The sequence below is a fragment of the Krasilnikovia sp. MM14-A1259 genome, from assembly GCF_047159535.1.
Classification (GTDB): Bacteria; Actinomycetota; Actinomycetes; order Mycobacteriales; family Micromonosporaceae; genus Actinoplanes.
In genome coordinates, this window is sequence record NZ_BAAGAJ010000002.1 from 4,620,434 (window position 1) to 4,638,980 (window position 18,547).

20 protein-coding genes and 1 tRNA gene are annotated in these 18,547 nt (G+C 70.4%); 9 read left to right on the forward strand and 12 right to left on the reverse strand.

From position 1 onward, the window contains the following. Positions 1 to 7: 7 nt before the first annotated feature. Positions 8 to 670, forward strand: coding sequence for a hypothetical protein (locus ACMCNK_RS20945; RefSeq protein WP_412738084.1), 663 nt, complete (start codon positions 8 to 10; stop codon positions 668 to 670). 221 nt (positions 671 to 891) lie between these two features. Here the strand turns inward: ACMCNK_RS20945 and ACMCNK_RS20950 are convergent, their stop codons facing one another. Together ACMCNK_RS20950 and ACMCNK_RS20955 are read right to left on the reverse strand one after the other, a co-directional pair. Next, on the reverse strand, positions 892 to 1,389 hold the full coding sequence (locus ACMCNK_RS20950) for a hypothetical protein (protein ID WP_412738085.1): 498 nt from the start codon (positions 1,387 to 1,389) through the stop codon (positions 892 to 894). A gap of 73 nt (positions 1,390 to 1,462) precedes the next feature. Then, positions 1,463 to 1,642, reverse strand: a complete 180-nt coding sequence (locus tag ACMCNK_RS20955; protein WP_412738086.1) for a hypothetical protein — start codon at positions 1,640 to 1,642, stop codon at positions 1,463 to 1,465. Positions 1,643 to 1,923: 281 nt separating this feature from the next. Between ACMCNK_RS20955 and ACMCNK_RS20960 the strand changes: the two genes are divergently transcribed. Both ACMCNK_RS20960 and ACMCNK_RS20965 read left to right on the forward strand, forming a co-directional pair. Next, positions 1,924 to 2,904, forward strand: coding sequence for a hypothetical protein (locus ACMCNK_RS20960; RefSeq protein WP_412738087.1), 981 nt, complete (start codon positions 1,924 to 1,926; stop codon positions 2,902 to 2,904). Between the two features lie 314 nt (positions 2,905 to 3,218). After that, positions 3,219 to 3,728: a hypothetical protein gene (locus ACMCNK_RS20965; protein WP_412738088.1), complete on the forward strand. Its 510-nt coding sequence runs from the start codon at positions 3,219 to 3,221 to the stop codon at positions 3,726 to 3,728. Positions 3,729 to 3,863: 135 nt separating this feature from the next. On the opposite strand, the gene ACMCNK_RS20970 is transcribed toward ACMCNK_RS20965, so the two are convergent. Further along, the gene (locus ACMCNK_RS20970; protein ID WP_412738089.1) at positions 3,864 to 4,091 is read right to left on the reverse strand and encodes a hypothetical protein; all 228 of its coding nucleotides are present in this window, start codon (positions 4,089 to 4,091) and stop codon (positions 3,864 to 3,866) included. A gap of 125 nt (positions 4,092 to 4,216) precedes the next feature. Between ACMCNK_RS20970 and ACMCNK_RS20975 the strand changes: the two genes are divergently transcribed. Further along, positions 4,217 to 4,399 carry a hypothetical protein gene (locus ACMCNK_RS20975; RefSeq protein ID WP_412738090.1) on the forward strand — a complete coding sequence of 61 codons (183 nt, stop codon included), beginning with the start codon at positions 4,217 to 4,219 and terminating at the stop codon, positions 4,397 to 4,399. An 87-nt stretch (positions 4,400 to 4,486) separates the two neighbouring features. Here the strand turns inward: ACMCNK_RS20975 and ACMCNK_RS20980 are convergent. Together ACMCNK_RS20980 and ACMCNK_RS20985 are read right to left on the reverse strand one after the other, a co-directional pair. Beyond that, a tRNA-Gly gene (locus tag ACMCNK_RS20980) sits at positions 4,487 to 4,560 on the reverse strand. Between the two features lie 47 nt (positions 4,561 to 4,607). Beyond that, positions 4,608 to 5,117, reverse strand: a complete 510-nt coding sequence (locus tag ACMCNK_RS20985) for a pyridoxamine 5'-phosphate oxidase (RefSeq protein WP_412738091.1) — start codon at positions 5,115 to 5,117, stop codon at positions 4,608 to 4,610. Between the two features lie 74 nt (positions 5,118 to 5,191). On the opposite strand from ACMCNK_RS20985, the gene dcd reads away from it, so the two are divergent. Further along, complete coding sequence (dcd, locus tag ACMCNK_RS20990; RefSeq protein ID WP_130509797.1) at positions 5,192 to 5,776, forward strand: dCTP deaminase; 585 nt, start codon at positions 5,192 to 5,194, stop codon at positions 5,774 to 5,776. Positions 5,777 to 5,804: 28 nt separating this feature from the next. On the opposite strand, the gene ACMCNK_RS20995 is transcribed toward dcd, so the two are convergent. The 5 genes from ACMCNK_RS20995 to ACMCNK_RS21015 form a co-directional block, all read right to left on the reverse strand. Continuing rightward, positions 5,805 to 6,737, reverse strand: a complete 933-nt coding sequence (locus ACMCNK_RS20995) for a LamG-like jellyroll fold domain-containing protein (RefSeq protein ID WP_412738092.1) — start codon at positions 6,735 to 6,737, stop codon at positions 5,805 to 5,807. A gap of 76 nt (positions 6,738 to 6,813) precedes the next feature. Next, positions 6,814 to 7,839 (reverse strand): hemolysin family protein, encoded by a 1,026-nt coding sequence (locus tag ACMCNK_RS21000; protein ID WP_412738093.1) that lies wholly within the window; start codon positions 7,837 to 7,839, stop codon positions 6,814 to 6,816. Then, positions 7,832 to 9,175, reverse strand: coding sequence for a hemolysin family protein (locus tag ACMCNK_RS21005; protein WP_412738094.1), 1,344 nt, complete (start codon positions 9,173 to 9,175; stop codon positions 7,832 to 7,834). The genes ACMCNK_RS21000 and ACMCNK_RS21005 overlap by 8 nt, the downstream gene beginning before the upstream one ends. A gap of 57 nt (positions 9,176 to 9,232) precedes the next feature. Further along, positions 9,233 to 11,398 carry a (Fe-S)-binding protein gene (locus ACMCNK_RS21010; protein WP_412738095.1) on the reverse strand — a complete coding sequence of 722 codons (2,166 nt, stop codon included), beginning with the start codon at positions 11,396 to 11,398 and terminating at the stop codon, positions 9,233 to 9,235. Between the two features lie 208 nt (positions 11,399 to 11,606). Further along, complete coding sequence (locus tag ACMCNK_RS21015; RefSeq protein WP_412738096.1) at positions 11,607 to 11,870, reverse strand: cell division protein CrgA; 264 nt, start codon at positions 11,868 to 11,870, stop codon at positions 11,607 to 11,609. Between the two features lie 199 nt (positions 11,871 to 12,069). Between ACMCNK_RS21015 and ACMCNK_RS21020 the strand changes: the two genes are divergently transcribed. Genes ACMCNK_RS21020 through ACMCNK_RS21035 form a run of 4 tightly spaced genes read left to right on the forward strand, consistent with a single transcriptional unit; the run spans position 12,070 to position 15,371 of the window. Beyond that, positions 12,070 to 12,879: a DUF881 domain-containing protein gene (locus ACMCNK_RS21020; RefSeq protein ID WP_412738097.1), complete on the forward strand. Its 810-nt coding sequence runs from the start codon at positions 12,070 to 12,072 to the stop codon at positions 12,877 to 12,879. After that, a complete protein-coding gene (locus tag ACMCNK_RS21025) occupies positions 12,879 to 14,423 on the forward strand; it encodes a class E sortase (RefSeq protein WP_412738098.1) in 1,545 nt (514 codons plus the stop codon). Before ACMCNK_RS21020 ends, ACMCNK_RS21025 begins: the two co-directional genes overlap by 1 nt. A 2-nt stretch (positions 14,424 to 14,425) precedes the next feature. Next, positions 14,426 to 14,719 (forward strand): hypothetical protein, encoded by a 294-nt coding sequence (locus ACMCNK_RS21030; protein WP_412738099.1) that lies wholly within the window; start codon positions 14,426 to 14,428, stop codon positions 14,717 to 14,719. A 4-nt stretch (positions 14,720 to 14,723) separates the two neighbouring features. Further along, the gene (locus ACMCNK_RS21035; RefSeq protein WP_412738100.1) at positions 14,724 to 15,371 is read left to right on the forward strand and encodes an aminodeoxychorismate/anthranilate synthase component II; all 648 of its coding nucleotides are present in this window, start codon (positions 14,724 to 14,726) and stop codon (positions 15,369 to 15,371) included. A gap of 17 nt (positions 15,372 to 15,388) precedes the next feature. Here ACMCNK_RS21035 and pknB read toward each other — a convergent pair whose 3' ends face one another. Both pknB and ACMCNK_RS21045 read right to left on the reverse strand, forming a co-directional pair. Then, the gene (gene pknB, locus ACMCNK_RS21040; protein ID WP_412738101.1) at positions 15,389 to 17,200 is read right to left on the reverse strand and encodes a Stk1 family PASTA domain-containing Ser/Thr kinase; all 1,812 of its coding nucleotides are present in this window, start codon (positions 17,198 to 17,200) and stop codon (positions 15,389 to 15,391) included. Then, a complete protein-coding gene (locus ACMCNK_RS21045) occupies positions 17,197 to 18,546 on the reverse strand; it encodes a protein kinase domain-containing protein (RefSeq protein WP_412738102.1) in 1,350 nt (449 codons plus the stop codon). Before ACMCNK_RS21045 ends, pknB begins: the two co-directional genes overlap by 4 nt. Between the last annotated feature and the right edge of the window lies 1 nt (position 18,547).

Sequence of the window (18,547 nt, forward strand, 5' to 3'; positions counted from 1 at the left end):
CAGCGCCGTGACGGCGGCCGTCTCACTCATCGGCATGGCCGGTCCGGCAGCCTTCGCCGCCCCCGCGCCCGCACCCGTACAGATGACCTTCAACGCGGCCCCGGAGCCCGCCGACCAGGGCGCGGCACTGACGCTGTCCGGCCGGGTGTGGCTCGGCGCCACCGGCAACCGCTCACGGGTCTTCTTCTGGTTCCGCCGGTCGACGGAGAACGCCTGGGCCGCCGCCGGCTACGCCGACTCGGACGACCGCGGCTACTTCAGCAAGCGAACCACCGCGCGGTACACCGGAACGTGGCGGGCCATGTACCTCGGCACGTCCACCCGGGCGGCGATCACCCGCCTCGACGCCGTCGCCGTCCTGCACCGGGTGCCCCGCCGCCTCGTGATCTACACGTCCACCGACCAGACGTGGCAGGGCCCGCGCATCAACATTCCCACCGCCGACTTCCGCGCCGTCGTCTCGTACCAGTGCCCCGCCGGCGGGTACATGTACCTGCATTGGAACGGCGACTCGTTCGGCTACGAGTCCGTCGGGTCGAACAGGCCCACCGGAACCCTGACCCTGAACGGACACCAGGGCGCGCGCAGCGGCTACTTCGACATCGACACGTGGGTGGACTGCACCTGGTCGCTCACGGTCTACTCCGGAACGGTGCGAGTCCTGGCCTGATCCTCAGCGGAGGGCCGGGCCCTTCCCGGTCCTCCGCGCCGGCCTCGGCGACCGACGCCGGTCGGTGTCGAAACCCCACACCTCAGCCTCCGGGTACGCCTGCGCGACCGCGAGCGTCGACCACCCCATTTGCGAACGTACGGGACTTCTCCACATACGGTCCCGAGAGCCTGTGGGCAGACGCGGGCTACTCCAGCGCCTGAACGCTGTTGTTCCGGGGGTCAGCCGTTGGACACCACCTGGATGACGGAAGCCCCGCTGTTGCTCGTTCCGCCCTGCTTCACGGACGTGATCAGGTCGTAGTACCCCGGTCGGGCATCGGCGTCGATCAGAATGGTGCTGACCGGTTGCTCACCGGGCGTACCGGATGGCCGAATCGCCGGGGCGGTGAACGTGACATCCCCGGCCGCGCCTTGCAGATCCTCCGTCGCGGCCTTCAGCCCGTCCACCGATGCGTACGGCCCGGTCAGCCGTGCCGTGAGCTCGACCTGCGGCGCGCCGGCTGATGGACCGTCCGGCGGCGCGGCTTTCCAATGAACGGACATCGTCTGGCCCGGCCGGTAGGGCGGGTCGACGTCCTTGGCCGAACAGCAGGTGTAGGTCACCCGAGCAGGAGTTACCGCGTCTCCCGCCTTGTCGGACGTGCCGGGATCGCACGCCGCGAGGAGAGCGACCGCAGTCGCGAGGACGTACAGCGGCGGGAGGCGGCGCAACGACATGGCAACTCCATCGGCCGATCAACAGCCCACCTGAGTCAGGAACGACGCGGGCGTCGCCGACCTGGACCTCCGCTCAGCCCTGGGGAACCCAAATCCAGTGCGGCTCCGGGGCAGCCGGGGGAGCGTCGGTCTCGGTCAGCTCGACCTGCTGATCGGGCCGCACCCGAGGTGGCAGCTCACCGAACTGGGCATGCCTCAGGAATGCCATCTCCTGGTCGGAGAATTCCTCGTCGGGTGCGCGGTGATCGTTCATCGCCAACCTCCTCACCAACATTGTGCCGCCGCCCCGCACACGACGTCAGGGCGCGTCGGCCTGCACCCCTCAGTCCGCGGTATCGGGCGGCACGGCGGGACGCCGTCTACGGGAACAACCTCGTGGAACCCTGGGGACGTAACACAGCGGCGCGCGGTTCCAACCTGGCAGTGCCGTCGTCAAGGTCCACTTGGTTGCCCCATCGTGCAGGCGCGCGCCGCGCGGCGACTGCGACGATGCCTGGCACGGGATTCACCTGATCTCTGAAGGGGCCACCACTCATGCAGATGCGATCCGGCGCCGCGGGGGCGTCCGTAGTTCGGCGCGCGGCGGGCCGTTTCATCCTGGCCGGGATGCTGGTCACCGGCCTGGGAGCACTGAGCGTCACCGACCCGATCGACGCCCCCCGGCAGGCCGTGGCCGCCACGGCCCGGACGCCGTACTTCGGTGCGGCCGTGGGGAACGTCAACGACTTCGTCGGCAACACCATCGCCCAGGATGCGCTCAAGACCATCGGCGTGCCGGTCCTTGTCGTCAACACCGGCTGGAACTCCACGGACCAGTCGATCAACGGCGTCCTCTCGGCCATCCAGCGCACGGGCGCAACGCCGTACCTGAGCATCTCACTGCCCACCAGCGCGACCGACACGGCGGCAAAGCGCTGGATCGAGCTGACCAAGCAGAAGTTCGGCGACGCGAAGGTGTACCTGGAGTTCACCGGCGGCAGCATGGGCACACAGGACTACGTCGATACTTGGAACCGTGAGATCCAAGCGCTGAAGGCCATCGCGCCGGCCAACTACACGTTTGTGGCGTCGCCCACCATCAACAACCCGGATTGGGCGCTGGTGGCCGCCGGCACGATCCCCCGGCCCGATGCGTTCGGCTGGTCCGAGCAGCTGTGCCACCGCGACATCAGCGACGACGTGTGCGCCCGCCGGATCCCCACCATGGCGTGGCATCTCCAGCGCACCAACGCCCTGGTCAACGCGCGGATCGGGCAGAACATCCCGGTCTTCATCCACAGCTGGAACGTCGGGTCGGCCGACGACGAGCGTTTCCTCGACAACGCGGCCACGCGCAAGCTGACCGAGGCAGCGCTCACGCAGTTGGTCGGCATGAAGTCACTGGGGCTCATCGGAGCGGCCGTCGGCCCCGCCGCCGCGTCGGGCGATGACGAGAACCACTTCGGGCGAGGACTTGTGCACCGCGACGGCTCGCTGACGTACGAGGGAACGGCGTACCGCGACAAAACCTCGTGACCGATTCCCGGTCGACTGTGTACGGCTCGCCGCCGCGAGAGGTCCCGTGGACGTCGGATCCCGATGGTGCGGGGTGCGGGCGCTGCCGTCGGGGTTTTGTAGCGACACCCCGGCTCAACCCGGGTCCTTGTCGTGGAGCGGGGTGACAGGAGTCGAACCCGCACTGGTCCACATGTCCGACTGCCATTGCTGGCGGCTCTCTGATTTAGGCAGGCAATGCTGCCCCGACAGCCGCCCCTTCGGGCTCGGCGTCGCCCGGCACAAAGGTCAAAATGATCTTGGAATTTGCTTTCCCAAGAAGGGTTCGTGCACAAATGAGACGCTTGTCAGTCCGGGCGGGACTCGTCCTTGCCGCCGTTGTGAGCCTTCTTGGCGCACCGTCCGCCGCATCCGCCGCGCCAATCAACGACTTCCACGACGTCACCATCAACGGCTGGGTGCACATCAAGGACGACGAGAGGCACCACGATGACATCGACAACTATGACATGCATGTTGAGACGCTTCGCCTGCTGGACACTGTCCCCAAGCAATGGGCCGCCTGGTCGTGGTGCCAGGGCGACGAGGTGTACGTCGAACTCCACATGGATGCGTCCCGAATCGCCGACCGACCCGGCTGGGTCAAAATCAACGCCAAGGCCGATCTCTACGAGATGTGGGACTGCCCCAACGACGACCACGACGGCACGGCCAGCATGTCCTTCGAGGTGCCTCCGAACACCAGCGTGAACAAGATGCTGCGCGTAGACAACCACGAAAAGGGCAGCGAGGATTACGCCGAGATCCACTTCACCGTAGCCAGCTACTTCACCAAGACGGGCTGATGTAGCGGCGGGGACGGCCGCCGAGGCGCGCCAACGGCACGCAAGCCTGTTTCAGCACCCGAGAACCACGGAGGCCCTGGCGGGACGCCGCCCGGATCGCGGCTAGATCCGGACGCTGTTGGTTCGGTTCGGCGCTCACCAATCGAGACCGACGCGCCACTCGCTCCGCGGAATGACGGCAAGCCGTTCGCCCTCCATCGGCGGACGCCCCAGCGCGTCTGCCGCAGCCTGCGCACGGCCACGCCGAGCCGGCAGACCCGGGCGCCGGGCGACTTCGCCGACCAGCAGCCACGACCCTTCGGCGACCTCGCGAAGGACGACATACATCGGTTGCTGCCGTGCGACCCCGCCTGCGTCTGCCATGCTTCCATTCTGCCCGGCGACCGGAAGGCGTCATCCGTACGACCGCACATCGGCTGACGAGCTGCTGCGCCGTAATCCGTGCCGGATCCCGGGGGCCGGATCAGGAGAAGGCGGCCGAGCGGCCGGTGCTCAGCCTCGCCCAGGTCGTCGCGCTGGCCGACGCGATGGAGCCGCGGTTCCGGGCGTTGGTGCTGGTGGCGACTTTTGGTTGCCCGCGCTGGGGTGAGGTGACGGCGCTGCACCGCCAGGACGTCGACGCGGACCGGGGTCCCCAGCGCTCCGGGCGACGCACTGGCCAGGGACGTTAGTGGCCCGTGGATGGCCCGCGACCGTGGCGAGAGTGCCGGCATGATGAAGGCCCTGGCTGGGATGTGTCCCTGCCAGGGCCTTTGTCGTGGAGCGGGTGACGGGAATCGAACCCGCACTGTCAGCTTGGGAAGCTGATGTTCTGCCATTGAACTACACCCGCGGGCCGCCCCACTGTACCCGATACCGGGCACGAGTGGCGCGACCGCCTCACCGCACGCCCGCCAGCGGCCGGGATAACCCGGTGGCCGGGTCGCGCCACGTCTGGGTGAGCATGCGCAGGCGCGGGGCCGCGGTCGGCGGGACCGCACCCACCGGGCCGTGGCGGCGGACCATGGCGACCTCGATCAGCAGTTCGAAGAGGCGCCACTCGACCAACGGGGAGGCGTGCTGCGCGACCGCCAGACGGTCGATCACCAGAGGATCGAGTACCGGGACGGCGACGCCCGTCAGGTAGGCCTCGTCGTCGGAGTCCTCCGGCGGGTACGAGTGCAGCGCGTAGCGCCCGTCGCGCTCAAGGTCACGGCGCTTCGGGGAGTCGACGACGAAGCAGTACAGCCCCTCGTCGGTGATGACCGGTGAGACCGGGTGCAGGCGGGGACCGCCGTCGGGGCGGACGGTCGCCAGGTAGCCCATGCCGGGGCCGTACTGCAGCAGGAGCGCGCGAACGGCGGCGGCGAGCCGGGGCTCGGAGGCGGCGAATTGGGACCAGGATGCCATGGGGACATGATATCGAACATACGTTCGACGGAGCCACTGATTGTACTCGTTCGGGCAGGCCGTACAGTGTGGCGATGCTGCTCTCCGACCGTGACCTGGTCTCCGAGATCAAGTCGGGCGATCTGGCCCTGGAGCCGTTCGAGCCGGCGCTGATGCAGCCGTCCAGCATCGATGTGCGGCTGGACCGGTTCTTCCGGGTGTTCAACAACCACCTGTACACGCACATCGACCCGGCCGAGCAGCAGGACGACCTCACCGCGCAGGTCGAGGTTGCCGACGGTGAGGCGTTCGTCCTGCACCCGGGCGAGTTCGTGCTCGCGTCGACGCTCGAGGTCATCACGCTGGGCGACCAGCTCGCGGGGCGCCTGGAGGGCAAGTCCAGCCTCGGGCGCCTGGGACTGCTGACGCATTCGACCGCGGGCTTCATCGACCCGGGGTTCTCGGGGCACGTGACGCTGGAACTGTCCAACGTGGCGAACCTGCCCATCAAGCTCTGGCCGGGCATGAAGATCGGCCAGCTCTGCATCTTCCGGCTGTCGTCGCCCGCCGAGCACCCGTACGGTTCGGCGGTGTACGGCTCCCGCTACCAGGGCCAGCGCGGCCCCACGCCGAGCCGCAGCTCGCACAACTGGCGCACCTGGCCCACCCCGCGCCCCTGACGTCGATCAGGGCGCGGGGGATCCCCGATCAGGGGATTTCGAGGAACACGTCGTCGATCTGCCCGGCGTACTGGTCGTTGCCCTTGTTCGGGCCCTTGCCGCCGACGCGCAGCGGTTCCGCGTTGGCGATCGACAGGGTGTGCGGGACGTCCACGGCCGCGCGTTCCGTGCCGTCCACGACGATGGCGAGGCTCTCGGCGGAACGTACGCACATGAGGTGGTGCCACGTGCCGTCGGCGACGTCGAGGGCCGGCTCCGCCCGGTAGATGTGCGTCTGGCTGGCCATCACGCAGCTGGGATGCCCCTGCTCGTGGTCCACCTGGAGCTTGAACTGGCTGACCCCCCCGACGGAGTACCCCTTCTGGACCACGTTCGCGCCGTCCGCGAGGTCGGCACGGGTCATGAGGATCGAGGCGCCGTAGCGCATCGGCCGGGTGCCGGGGTTCAGCTCGTCGTCGCGATCGCCCTCCAGGATGGCCCGGGGGCAGTCACGCTCGCGGGGGAGCTGGCAGCGCTGCGGGAACGCGACCGCCAGGCCCGTACCCTGCGGGACGAGGGTCAGCAGGCCGCCGTTCTGGCCGAGTGCGCGCAGCTCGTGGCCGCCGTTGGCGTCGGTGATGGGCTGATCCACCCCGGCGTCGAACGTGTACCGCAGGGAGACCGGCTCCGTGCCCACTCGGATGTCTGCGGTACGGCTGGACGGCGGCGCGGGCTCGCCCAGCGGCAGTACGCCGCGGGCGGGCGGGGGCACCACCGCGAACGCGGGCTGCGCCGCCGCGTGCGGGGCCGGGTCCGGTCGGGTCGCAAGGTGGCCGGCTCCGAGCAGGCCGGCGGCGAGGATGCCGGCGGCGGCGATGGCGCCCAGCGGGCCGAGGCGTCGGCTCCGCGTGCGCGAGCGCACCGAGCGCGGCGAGGGCCACGAGCGCACGCTCAGCCGGCTCAGCCGTCGGTTGTCAGGCATTCCCCTATTGTCCGGATGCGCCCGTCCCGCGCCACACGCACCCCCGACCCGAAGGGCGATGACCGGCGAACTACCCCTACGCGGTCGGCCGAACGGCGGGTTCTCCCACCACGGCGTGCAGAACGTCGTCCAGAGTGATCACGCCGAGCGGCACCCGGCCGTCACCGACCAGCAGAATGTGCAGGCGGTCGCGGCGCATCGCGAGCAGAAGGTCGGCCAGCGAACGGTCCGGCGGCACCACGGCGAGCGGGCGGATGATCGACGCGGGGACAGGCTCGTGCCGCTGCGCCCCGTCCTCGCCGAGCAGATCCTTGACGTGGACGAAGCCGAGCACCCGCCGGCTGCCGCGCTGCACCACCGGGAACCGGGACCGGCCGCTCTGGGTGGACAGCGCCTCCAGCGTCGCGGGAGTGACGTCGTCCGGCACGGTCGTGGTCTTCCCCCAGGGCCGCAGCGCGTCGCCCGCGGTCCGGTCGGCCAGCCCGAGTGCGGCGTGGATGCGGGCGTACTGCTCCGAGCCGAGCAGGCCCTCGCTGCGCGCCTGGGTGACCATCCCGGCCAGCTCCTCGGCGGTGAACACGGTCTTCACCGCGTCGGTCGCCTCAATCTTCCACAGGGAGAGGACGGTCCGCGCGGCCCAGCGCATCGCGGTCAGCAACGGCTTGGTGGCCACACAGAACGCCAGCATGTACGGCCCCAGCCACAGCGCGGAACGCTCCGGGCCGGCCAGCGTGATGTTCTTCGGCACCATCTCGCCGACCACGGTGTGCAGGAAGACCACCACCGCCAGGGCGATGACGAACGCGACCGGGTGCACCGCATCCTCGGGGAACCCGAGCGCCGCGAACGGCACCTCCAGCAGGTGCGCGAGTGCCGGCTCGGCGATCGCGCCCAGCCCCAGCGAGCAGATCGTGATGCCGAGCTGCGCCCCGGCGATCATCAGCGGGATCTGGTTCATCGCGGACAGCGCCCACCGGGCCCGCTTGCTGGTGGCGGCCAGCGGCTCCAGAGCGGTACGCCGCGAGGCGATCAGCGCGAACTCCCCGCCCACGAACGTGGCGTTGCCCAGCAGCAGCAGGACCGCCACGAACAGCTCACTCATCGTCGGGCTCCGGCGGGGCGACCACGCGGACCTGCTCGATGCGGTGCCGGTCGACCTCCATGACGGTGAACTCCCAGCCCTCGTACACCAGGGACTCGCCGACCACCGGGATGTGGCCGAGCCGGGCCAGCAGGAACCCGGCCAACGTCTCGTACGGGCCCTCGGGCAGCGCGAAACCGGTCTGCTCGGCCACCTCGTCCTCGCGCAGCAGCCCGTCGACCAGCAACGTCCGCTCCCCGCCCGGGGCGGTCAGCTCGGCGCTGCCCGTCTCGGTCAGGCCGTCCTCGTCCGTGTCGTACTCGTCGGCGATGTTGCCGACCAACTCCTCGATGAGGTCCTCGACCGTGACCACGCCGTCCGTGCCCCCGTACTCGTCGACGACGATGGCCAGGTCGGAGTCCGCGGCGCGCAGCGCGGCCAGCACCTTGTCGAGATCGAGGCTCTCCGGGACGTACACCGGCTCGCGGGCCACGGTGGAGACCGGCGTGGTGGCGCGGTCCTCGGGGGGCACGCCGAGCGCGTCCGGCACCCCGGCCACCCCCATGACGATGTCCAGGGTGTTCTCGTACACGGGAAAGCGGGTGTGGCCGGTCTCCCGGGCCAGCTCGATGAGGTCGGCGACGCTGGCGTCGGTCTTGAGTGCGACGACGTCGACGCGGGGGGTCATCGCCTTGGCGGCCCGCTTCTCGCCGAAGCGGATCGTGCGGCGCAGCAGCGTCGCGGTCTCGGTCGGCAGCGCACCTGCCCGGGCGCTGATCGCGGCGAGCAGGCCCAGTTCCTCGGGGGAGCGGGCGCTGGCCAGTTCCTCCTGCGGCTCGATGCCCATGCGGCGGACCAGCCAGTTCGCGGAGCCGTTCAGTGCGGCAATCACCCAGGTGAGCAGCCGGGAGAAGCGGCGCAGCGGCCCGGCGGTCGCCAGCGCGACGCCCATGGGCCGGGCCAGGGCGACATTCTTCGGTACGAGCTCCCCGAACAGCATCGACAGCAGCGTCGCCACGACGAGCGCCAGCACGTGCGAGACGCCGGCTGTGGCGTTCCCGGCGAGCGGCTCGATCAGCGGCACGAACAGTTTCGACAGGGCGGGCTCGGCGAGGTAGCCGGTGAGCAGCGCGGTGATCGTGATTCCGAGCTGGGCGCCGGAGAGCTGGAACGACAGCTCCTGCAGCGCCCGCCGGACCGTACGGGCGTGCCGGTCACCGGCGTCGGCGCGCTGGCCGATCTCGACCCGGTCGACCGTGACGAGCCCGAACTCGGCCGCCACGAAGAACGCGTTGCCCACCGTGAGCAGCGCGAAGGCCACCAGCGGGAGCGCCGCGGTCAGGAACAGCCCGTCCATGATCCGTTCTCACCTCGGCCCTCATTGTGCCGGACCGCGGCCACGGACCGTGAAGGCCTACGCCGGTGAATTGTCACCCTTGATCGAACGCAGCAGCACCGAGGCGACGTCGACGACCTCGACGTTGTCCTGTTCGCCCTTTCCGGTGACCCCGTCGCCGATCATCGTGTAGCAGAACGGGCAGCCCACGGCGATCGTCTTGGCACCGGTGGCCAGGGCCTCCTCGGTGCGCTCCACGTTGATCCGCTTGCCGATCTTCTCCTCCATCCACATGCGGGCGCCGCCGGCGCCGCAGCAGAAGGAGCGTTCCGAGTTGCGCGGCATCTCGGTGAGCCCGCCCGCAATGGCGGTGCCGAGCACCTCGCGCGGAGCCTCGAAGACCCGGTTGTGCCGCCCCAGGTAGCACGGGTCGTGGTACGTGACACCGCCGTCGACCGGCTGGACCGGGGTGAGCTTGCCCTCGGCGACCAGGTGCGCCAGCAGCTGGGTGTGGTGCACCACCTCGAACTTGCCGCCGACCTGCTCGTACTCGTTGCCCAGGGTGTTGAAGCAGTGCGGGCAGGTGGCGACGATCTTCTTCGTCGGCCGGTCGCCGAACGCCTCGTTGAGCGTCTCCACGTTCTGCTGGGCGAGCATCTGGAAGACGAACTCGTTGCCGATGCGCCGGGCCGGGTCACCGGAGCAGGTCTCGCCCTCGCCGAGGATCGCGTAGTTCACGCCGGCCTCGTGCAGCAGCGTCGCCACGGCCCGGGTGGTCTTCTTGGCCCGGTCCTCGAACGCGCCCGCGCACCCGACCCAGAACAGGTACTCGAAGTCTTCCACCTCGCCGACCCGGGGCACCTCGAAGTCCAGGCCCTTGGTCCAGTCCTCGCGGGTGTTCTGCGGCGCGCCCCACGGGTTGCCCTTGTTCTCCAGGTTGCGCAGCATGACGCCGGCCTCGGACGGGAAGCTCGACTCGATGAGCACCTGGTAGCGGCGCATGTCGACGATGTGGTCGACATGCTCGATGTCCACCGGGCACTGCTCGACGCAGGCGCCGCACGTGGTGCACGACCACAGCACGTCCGGGTCGATGATCCCCTGCTCGTCGACGCCGCCGATCAGCGGTCGCTCGGACTCGGCCATCGCCAGCACGTCGACGCCCTTGAGCTGGTCCTCGGTGGCCTTCTCCTCGCCGGTCAGGTCCTTGCCGCCACCCGCCAGCAGGTACGGCGCCTTGGCGTACGCGTGCTCGCGCAGCGACAGCACGAGCAGCTTCGGCGACAGCGGCTTGCCGGTGTTCCAGGCGGGGCACTGCGACTGGCAGCGGCCGCACTCGGTGCAGGTGGAGAAGTCGAGCAGGCCCTTCCAGGTGAACTGCTCGACGTGCGCGACGCCGAACTGGTCCTTCTCCGGGTCCGCCTCCTCGAAGTCCAGCGGCTTGCCCGCGCTGGTCATCGGCTTGAGCGCGCCCAGGCCCGAGCCGGCGGGCTTGTCCGGCGAGCGCTTGAAGAAGATGTTGAAGAACGCCAGGAAGCGGTGCCAGGCGACACCCATCGTGACGTTGAGCGAGATGACGATGAGCCAGGTCATCGAGATGCAGATCTTCACGCACGCGACGACCGTGGCGCCGGCCTCCCAGTGCGGCAGGATCCCGCCGATGGCGTGGCTGACCGGGGCGGCCCAGACGGGGAACTCCAGGTGGCCGGTGGCCGCCTTGAACCCACGGATGAGGAAGCCGCAGATCAGGACCGCGACGATGATCCACTCGACGAAGTAGCCCTGCCACATGGTCGAGCCGGTGAACCGGGACAGGCCACGGCCGCGGCCGGGCCGGTTGCGCAGCCGGATGGCGATCAGCACGACGATGCCGACCGAACCCAGCACGCCGATGATCTCGGTGATCAGCCCGAACCACGCGGTCTCGCCGATCAGCGGCAGCCCGAGGTCGGGGTCGACCACCTCGAAGTACGCCTCGAGCACGAGCAGCGACAGGACGATGAACGCCACCATCACGAACCAGTGGGCCGCGCCGACCACGCCCCACTTGAACATCCGGGTGTGCCCGGCGGTCTCCTTCAGCATGGTCACCGTGCGGGTGCCCTTGCTGTCGAAGCGGCCCGGGTCTGGCTGGCCGAGGCGGATGACGGCGGTCATCTTCAGCACCGCACGGACGGCGAGGGAGACGGCGACCACGGTGATGGCGGCCGCCAGGACGGTGGCGACGATCTGGACTGCGCCCATCTGCGTTGTGCCCTCCTCGGTGCGGCTTGCTGGAGCCGCCCTATGTTACCCACGAGTAATGCTTTTGCATCCAGGCGGACCCGCATTCCCTCAGCGCGAAAGCGCACCCCGAGCGTGACGCCGGGGTGCGCAGTCGATCAAATCGGGCAGGTACGGCTCATCGCGCCGGGCCCCCGATCCGGGCGTCGTGGGCCTCGGCCCCCGCGGCTCAGCGCCAGCGGGACAGGATGCCGAGCGACGCCACCATGCAGCCGAACCCGATGGCCAGGTTCCAGTAACCCCACGCCGCTACCGGGTACTGCTGCTCGGACAGGTAGTAGACCACCAGCCAGGCGATCCCGACGACGATGAGGATGACCGCGCTGGCCGGTAGCCACACCGGGCTCGGCTTCTTGGACTGCGCCGTCGCTGACGGGCGGATGTCCGTCGGCGGGGTGTAAACCTTCTTCTTGCGAACCTGTGACTTCGGCACGGTGGTCTCCTGAGGGCAACAAGTGGCGAACAACCCACCTCTGAGCGGCTCGGGGGACCCCGAACGCTGCCCGTGGCGAATAGTGTTCGGCAGTTAGCGTAGTCAAGTCGGTGTGAGTGCAGGCACCCGCCGGGGCACAAAGATGCCCCGGCGGGCGCGTACGAAGCGGTCAAAGGGCGATCGGGAGGAGGAGAACGACGTGGAGTACACCACGGGCACCCCCTCGTGGCGGCTCGTCCTGCGGCGGGCGGTTCGCGGCTTCCGGCCTCGCCGGGCCGGTCAGCGCCAGCGCGGCTGGTCCGTGGGCGTGCCGCTGATCGCGCTCGCCGCCGGCCTGTTGTTCACCACCTCGGCCACGACCGCGGACGGCACCGCGCTGCGCGACGACCGGCGCCCGCAGCTCGCCCAGCTCATCTCGGACAAGCGGGAGCGGCTGGCCGGGCGGGAACGGCAGGCCGCGACGTTGCGCGCGGAGGTCGACCAGAACGCCGGCCAGCTCGCCGAGGTGGACGAGCCGGTCAAGCAGGCGAGGCAGCTCGCCGACTCGCGGCGTTCCGCGGCCGGCTTCACCGCGGTACGCGGCCCCGGCCTCACCGTCGTGCTCAACGACTCCCCCCGGCGCAGCCCCGGGAGCAGCCCGACCGCCCCGGACAACGACGATCTCGTCGTGCACCAGGGTGACGTCCAGGCGGTCGTCAACGCACTCTGGGCAGGTGGGGCGGAGGCAATGTCGATCATGAATGTCCGTGTGATCTCCACCAGCGCGGTACGCTGTGTCGGCAACACGCTGCTGCTCCACGGCCAGGTGTTCTCACCACCGTTCAAGATCACGGCGATCGGCGAACCCACAGCGCTCCATCGGGCGTTGGAGTCGGCGGAAGGTGTCCAACAATTCCGCGATGCGGTCGCCGACTTCGGCCTCGGCTATCAGGAAACCGTCGAAGGGAACGTGACAGTGCGGGCGTACGACGGGTCGAGTGACCTCCGATCCGCGCGGGTTGCCGAGTGATGAACCCACCGGACCACCCGGAGGGTTCCCCGAACACCGGCCGGCACCGCGCGCCAGACGGCGATGCGCACACGGCGTACATTCCGCGGGTCACCGACGCCGCGCCGGGCGGGGTGCCCGGCGGCCCCCTGGATCCCCTGGTCGGTCTCGGCGGCACGATCTCCCCCGCCCCTGCTCTGGACCTGGCGCACGGCTCGCCGCGGCCCGCCGACGCCACTCAGCCCGAGCCGCCGTCGGCACGCGCTTCGGTGCCGGGCATGCGGAGCGCCCACCCGGCTGCCGGCGCGGCCGCCGTGCCCGCACCGCAAGCCGGGACGTACCGATCGGGGGACGGCCCACCGCACCCCCAGCCGGGGGACGTCTCGCCGCGGCCGCCTGCGCGCGGCAGCGCCGCGGCGGCCCCGGTGTCGCCGTCCGACAGCCTCGACGCCGAACCTCCGCGCCGCTATTCCACGGGCACGCCACAGCCACCGAACGGCCTCCGGCTGGGGACGCCACCCGGGTTCGGCGCCGCGCCCCGGACCCCCGACCCCATGGCGACCGCGGCCATGCGTACGTTCGATTCCCCGACCGGCCCGCTTCCACCGGTGAGCCCGGCCGCCGCGATGGCCGGCCCGCCACCGGGCCAGGCCGCCGCGGCCGTGACGCCGCGCGCCGCCTCCGCCGCGGGCGACGTCGCGGTCGGCGCGGCCTCCGTGCCCGCGGCCGCCGCGTTGAGCGCCGGGGCAGGCAACGGCGGAGCGGACGCGGAGGACGGCAAGCAACGCCGCGGCGAGAAGGTCGTCCAGCTTCGCCCCGAGCAGACGCAGGACGGGTACAAGAGCGTCTACTCGGAGCTGACCCGGCCCACGCTCGCGACCCGGATCCGCTCGGCGGTCCGCGTCTCGGGCGAGCTGATGATCACCTTCGGGGTGGTCGTGCTGCTGTTCGCCGGGTACGAGGTGTTCGGCAACTCGGCCGAAGTGGACGCCGAGCAGAGCACCCTCGGCAGCGAGCTGGACCAGCAGTGGGCCGACCCGACCGTCGCACCCAGCACGGGACCGGCCAAGAACGCCCCTGCCGCCCCCGGTAAGAACCTGATCGGCCGCCTCTACATCCCCAAGCTCGACAAGGAGTGGGTGGTCGTCAACGGCGTACGGCCGCAGGACATCCGCTACGCGCCGGGGCACTACCCGGACACCGCGCTACCCGGCAAGGTGGGCAACTTCTCGGTCGCCGGCCACCGCATCCAGAAGATCTTCTGGCGGCTGGACGAGCTGAAGAAGGGCGACGTGATCGGCGTCGAGACCCGTACGGACTGGTTCCTGTACCGGGTCACGAACCAGGAGATCGTCAAACCCTCGGCGGTCGAGGTGGTGGCGCCGGTGCCGGACAAACCCGGAGTGAAGCCCACCAAGGCGCTGCTGACACTGACCACGTGCAACCCGAAGTTCAACAACTATCAGCGGCTGATCGTGCACGCGGAGCTGGTCTCCGCGACCAAACGCGATCCGGCGCTGGCCGACGCCGGCAAGCCGGCCGAGATCAAGTTCAAGGCGGAGTAGCCGTGTACGCCTGGATCTGGCGCAAGCTCCCCGGTGGCCTGTGGGCCAAGCTCACCGGCTCGGTCGCGCTGACCGCGGCGGTCGGGCTGCTGCTGTGGTATTTCGTGTTCCCGTGGGCGACCCCGCTGCTGCCGTTCGACGACGTACAGGTCGGCACGAATTCCAGCGAGCAGACCGGCCCGGCACAGCAGGACCCGAACGCGGTGCCCGGCGCGGACGACCCCGGGCTCGGCCCGGACGACATCCCATACAGCACCCACTCGAACCAGCCCGAACCGAGCCCCAGCAAGCGGTGACGACGTGCGCATCCTCGTGATCGACAACTACGACTCGTTCGTCTTCAACCTCGTGCAGTACCTCGGCCAACTGGGCGCCGAGTGCGAGGTCCGCCGCAACGACGAGATCACCGTGGCCGAGGTCGGCCGGTTCGGTGCCGCGGGCGTGCTGCTCTCCCCCGGCCCGGGCACCCCGGAACGCGCCGGGATCACGATGGACGTCATCAAGGCGTACGGGGACACCGTGCCGCTGTTCGGTGTCTGCCTCGGCCACCAGGCGATCGGGGCGGCGTTCGGCGCTACGGTGACCCGCGCACCGGAACTGCTGCACGGCAAGACGTCGCTGGTCCGGCACAAGGGTGAGGGCGTGCTGGCCGGGCTGCCCGATCCGTTCACGGCGACCCGCTACCACTCGCTCGCGGTGCTGCCCGAGACGCTCCCCGCCGAGATCGAGGTGACCGGCTGGACGGATTCCGGCGTCGTCATGGCGATGCGGCACCGGGAACTGCCCATCGAAGGGGTGCAGTTCCACCCGGAGTCGGTGCTCACCGAAGGCGGGCACACGATGCTGGCGAACTGGCTGGCCAGGTGCGGGCTGCCGCAGGCCAGGGACCGGGCGCCCGAACTGGCCGCCGAGGTGGAGGCCCGCCGCCGGGCGGCGTTCGCCGCCTGAGCCCGCCGAGTCAGCCGCTACTGCCCCAGCAGTCCGCCGAGCGGGCCGTTGTCGCCCCCGCCGCCGTTACCGCCGCCCGGCGGCGTGGAGCCGCCCGGGTTCGGTGGCCCGGAATCGCTTGGGCTGGGCGACGTGTTGTTCGGCACGCTGACCGTGAGGATGACCGTCTCGCCCTTCGCGAGCTTCTTGCCGGCCTTCGGGTTCTGGTCGACGACGATGCCGGGCGTGTCCGACGGAGGACCGTTCACCCGGCTACCGAGCAGGCCCACGGCGTCCAGGGCCGCTCGCGCCGCATCCTCGGACTTCCCCTCGACCTTCGGCACGGGTACGAGGTTGCCCTTGGAGATCTGCACCGTGATCGTCGAACCCGGAGGAACCAGCACACCGGCCTTCTCCACGAAAATCACCGTGTCCACCGGCTTGTCGCTGCTCTTGCTCACGAAGTCCGGTGTCAGGCCCCTGCTCTCCAGCTCCTTCGCCGCCGCGTCGCGAGTCGAACCCACCAGATCGGGAACCCTGACCGCTTTCGGGCCGGTGCAGACGTTGTAGCTGCCCGTCCGGTCCGGCAGGATCATCGTTCCGGCCTGCGGGTCCTGGTTGCTCACCTTGCCCTTCTCGCAGTCGTTGCTGGTGTCCGCTGGCCCTTCGGTGATGCCGGTGAGCCCCTTCGCGGTCAGGGCATTCTGGGCACTCGACGGCGACAGGCCAACCAGGGTCGGCATGGCGACCGGCTGCTTCTGCGGGGTCCCGTTGTTCGCGTCGCGGTTGAGCCACCACGCGACGCCCAGCGTCACCGCGGCCAGCATCCCCAGCGCCGCGATGATCGCCACGACGAATGACGACGAGCCGCGCCGCTGCGGCGCCTGCGGCGGCATCGCACCCGGGATGGGCCGGGTCATGGTGGTCTGGCCGGACTGCTGGTACATCTGCCCGCCCATGGCCATCGTCTCGGCCTCGGACATCACCGGGGTGGCCATCACGGGACGGCCCGCGACCGCGCGCAACGCGTCCGCGCGCATCTCCTGCGCGCTCTGGTAACGGTTCAGCGGGTTCTTGGCCAGCGCCTTGAGCACGATCGCGTCGACGTCCGGCGGCACCTCACGGTTGATGTCGCTCGGGGCGCGTGGATCCTCCCGTACGTGCTGGTAGGCCACGCTGACCGGGCTGTCCCCGACGAACGGGGGGTGGCCGACCAGCAGTTCGAACAGCACGCAGCCGGCCGCGTACACATCGGAGCGGGCGTCGACCGACTCGCCGCGCGCCTGCTCCGGGGAGAGGTACTGGGCCGTGCCGATGACCGCGCTGGTCTGGGTCATGGTGGTGGCGCCGCTGGCCAGAGCCCGCGCGATGCCGAAGTCCATGACCTTGACCTGGCCGTTCTGGGTCATCATCACGTTGCCGGGCTTGATGTCGCGGTGGATGATGCCGTGCCGGTGGCTGAACTCCAGCGCCGCGCAGATGTCCGCGATGATCTCCAGGGCACGGCGCGGCTGGATCCGCTGCTCGGCGGCCAGCACCTCCTTGAGCGTGCGGCCGTTCACGTACTCCATGACGATGAACGGCAGCTTCTCGCCCGTCGAGGAGATCTCCTCGCCGGTGTCGTAGACGGCGACGATCGCGGGGTGGTTGAGTGCGGCGGCGTTCTGCGCCTCACGCCGGAACCGCTCCTGGAACGTGGCGTCGCGGGCCAGGTCCGTCCGCAGCATCTTGATCGCCACGTCCCGGCCGAGCCGGAGGTCGCGGCCACGGTGGACCTCGGCCATGCCGCCGTATCCGAGCAGCTCGCCGACCTGGTACCTGCCACCGAGCAGGCGGGCCTGCGCCGTCATAGCGTCTGTCGTCCTTCGCTCGCATGGTCCAGGCAGCGCGGTCCGCCAACCTGCTCAATAGCACGGTACGACCCTGCCGACAGTTCAGCGATCACCGCGCCTCGGGGCCCGACGACCCCCAACGAGTTCGAGTTGCCCTGTTTGAGCAGGAACGAGATGACCCCCGCGCACAGCAGGACGAGCAGGGCGAGCACCACCGCAAGCACGATCAGCACCTGGCGGCTGCCCGAACTCTGTGGGGCAGCGGGCTGCTGCTGCACCGGCGGCGCGGTCGGCGGCCCGTACGGGTTGACCTGCGGCACGGACGCGGCACCGCGCGCCTGGCTGCCCGATACGGGCCGGGGCACCGGCGGGTACGGCGGCCGCGCCTGGCCCGACATCGGATGCCCGGGCGGCCCCGACGACGGCGCTCCGGAGTGCGGGCGATTCGTGACCGGGCCGGATGCCTGCGGCCGGGCCATCGCCGGGCTGCCGGACTGGGGCCGGTTGATCGGCACGCCGTTCGGTACCGGCTGCTGCGCCGCGGTGGTCAGCGACGACGCGGCCTGCCGCGCCACCGCGGCCATCGCCGAAGCGGTGGGCCACCGGGCGGCCGGGTCCTTGGCCAACGCGCGGTCGACTATGGCCCGGACCGCGGGCGGGATGTCCGGCGGCAGCGGCCGCGGGGTGTCGCGGACGTGCCTCATGGCGATCTCGATCGGGGTCGCCCCGTCGAACGGACGGTGACCGGACAGGCACTGGTAGGCGACCACGCCGAGCGCGTACACATCGGACGCCGGGGTCGCCACCCCGCCGGACGCCTGCTCCGGGGAGATGTAGGACGCCGTGCCCAGCACGGACCCGGCGACCGTGAGCTGGCCGACCAGCTCGGACCGGGCGATGCCGAAATCGGTCAGCACCAGGGTGCCGTTCGGGCGGACCAGCAGGTTTCCCGGCTTCACATCACGGTGCACGATCCCGTTGGCGTGCGCGGCCTGCAGCGCGTCGGCGGCCTGGGCCACCAGCGCCATCGTACGGCCGGGGGTGAGCCGGCCGACCCGGCTCAGCGTCCGGGACAGGGCGTCGCCCTCGACGTACTCCATGACCAGGAACGCCAGCTGCTGGTCACTGCCGTAGTCGTAGACGTCGACAACGCCGGGGTGGTTGATCGTGGCCATCGTGCGGGCTTCGCCGCGGAACCGCTCGGCGAAGCCGGGCTCCTCCAGCAGTGCGGGCAGCAGGATCTTCACCGCGACCGTACGGCCGAGCACCTCGTCGGTGCCGCGCCACACGTCGCCCATGCCGCCGCCTGCGATCCGCTCGTCGAGGCGATACCGGCCACCCAGGGTCACGCCAGGGCTGATCATG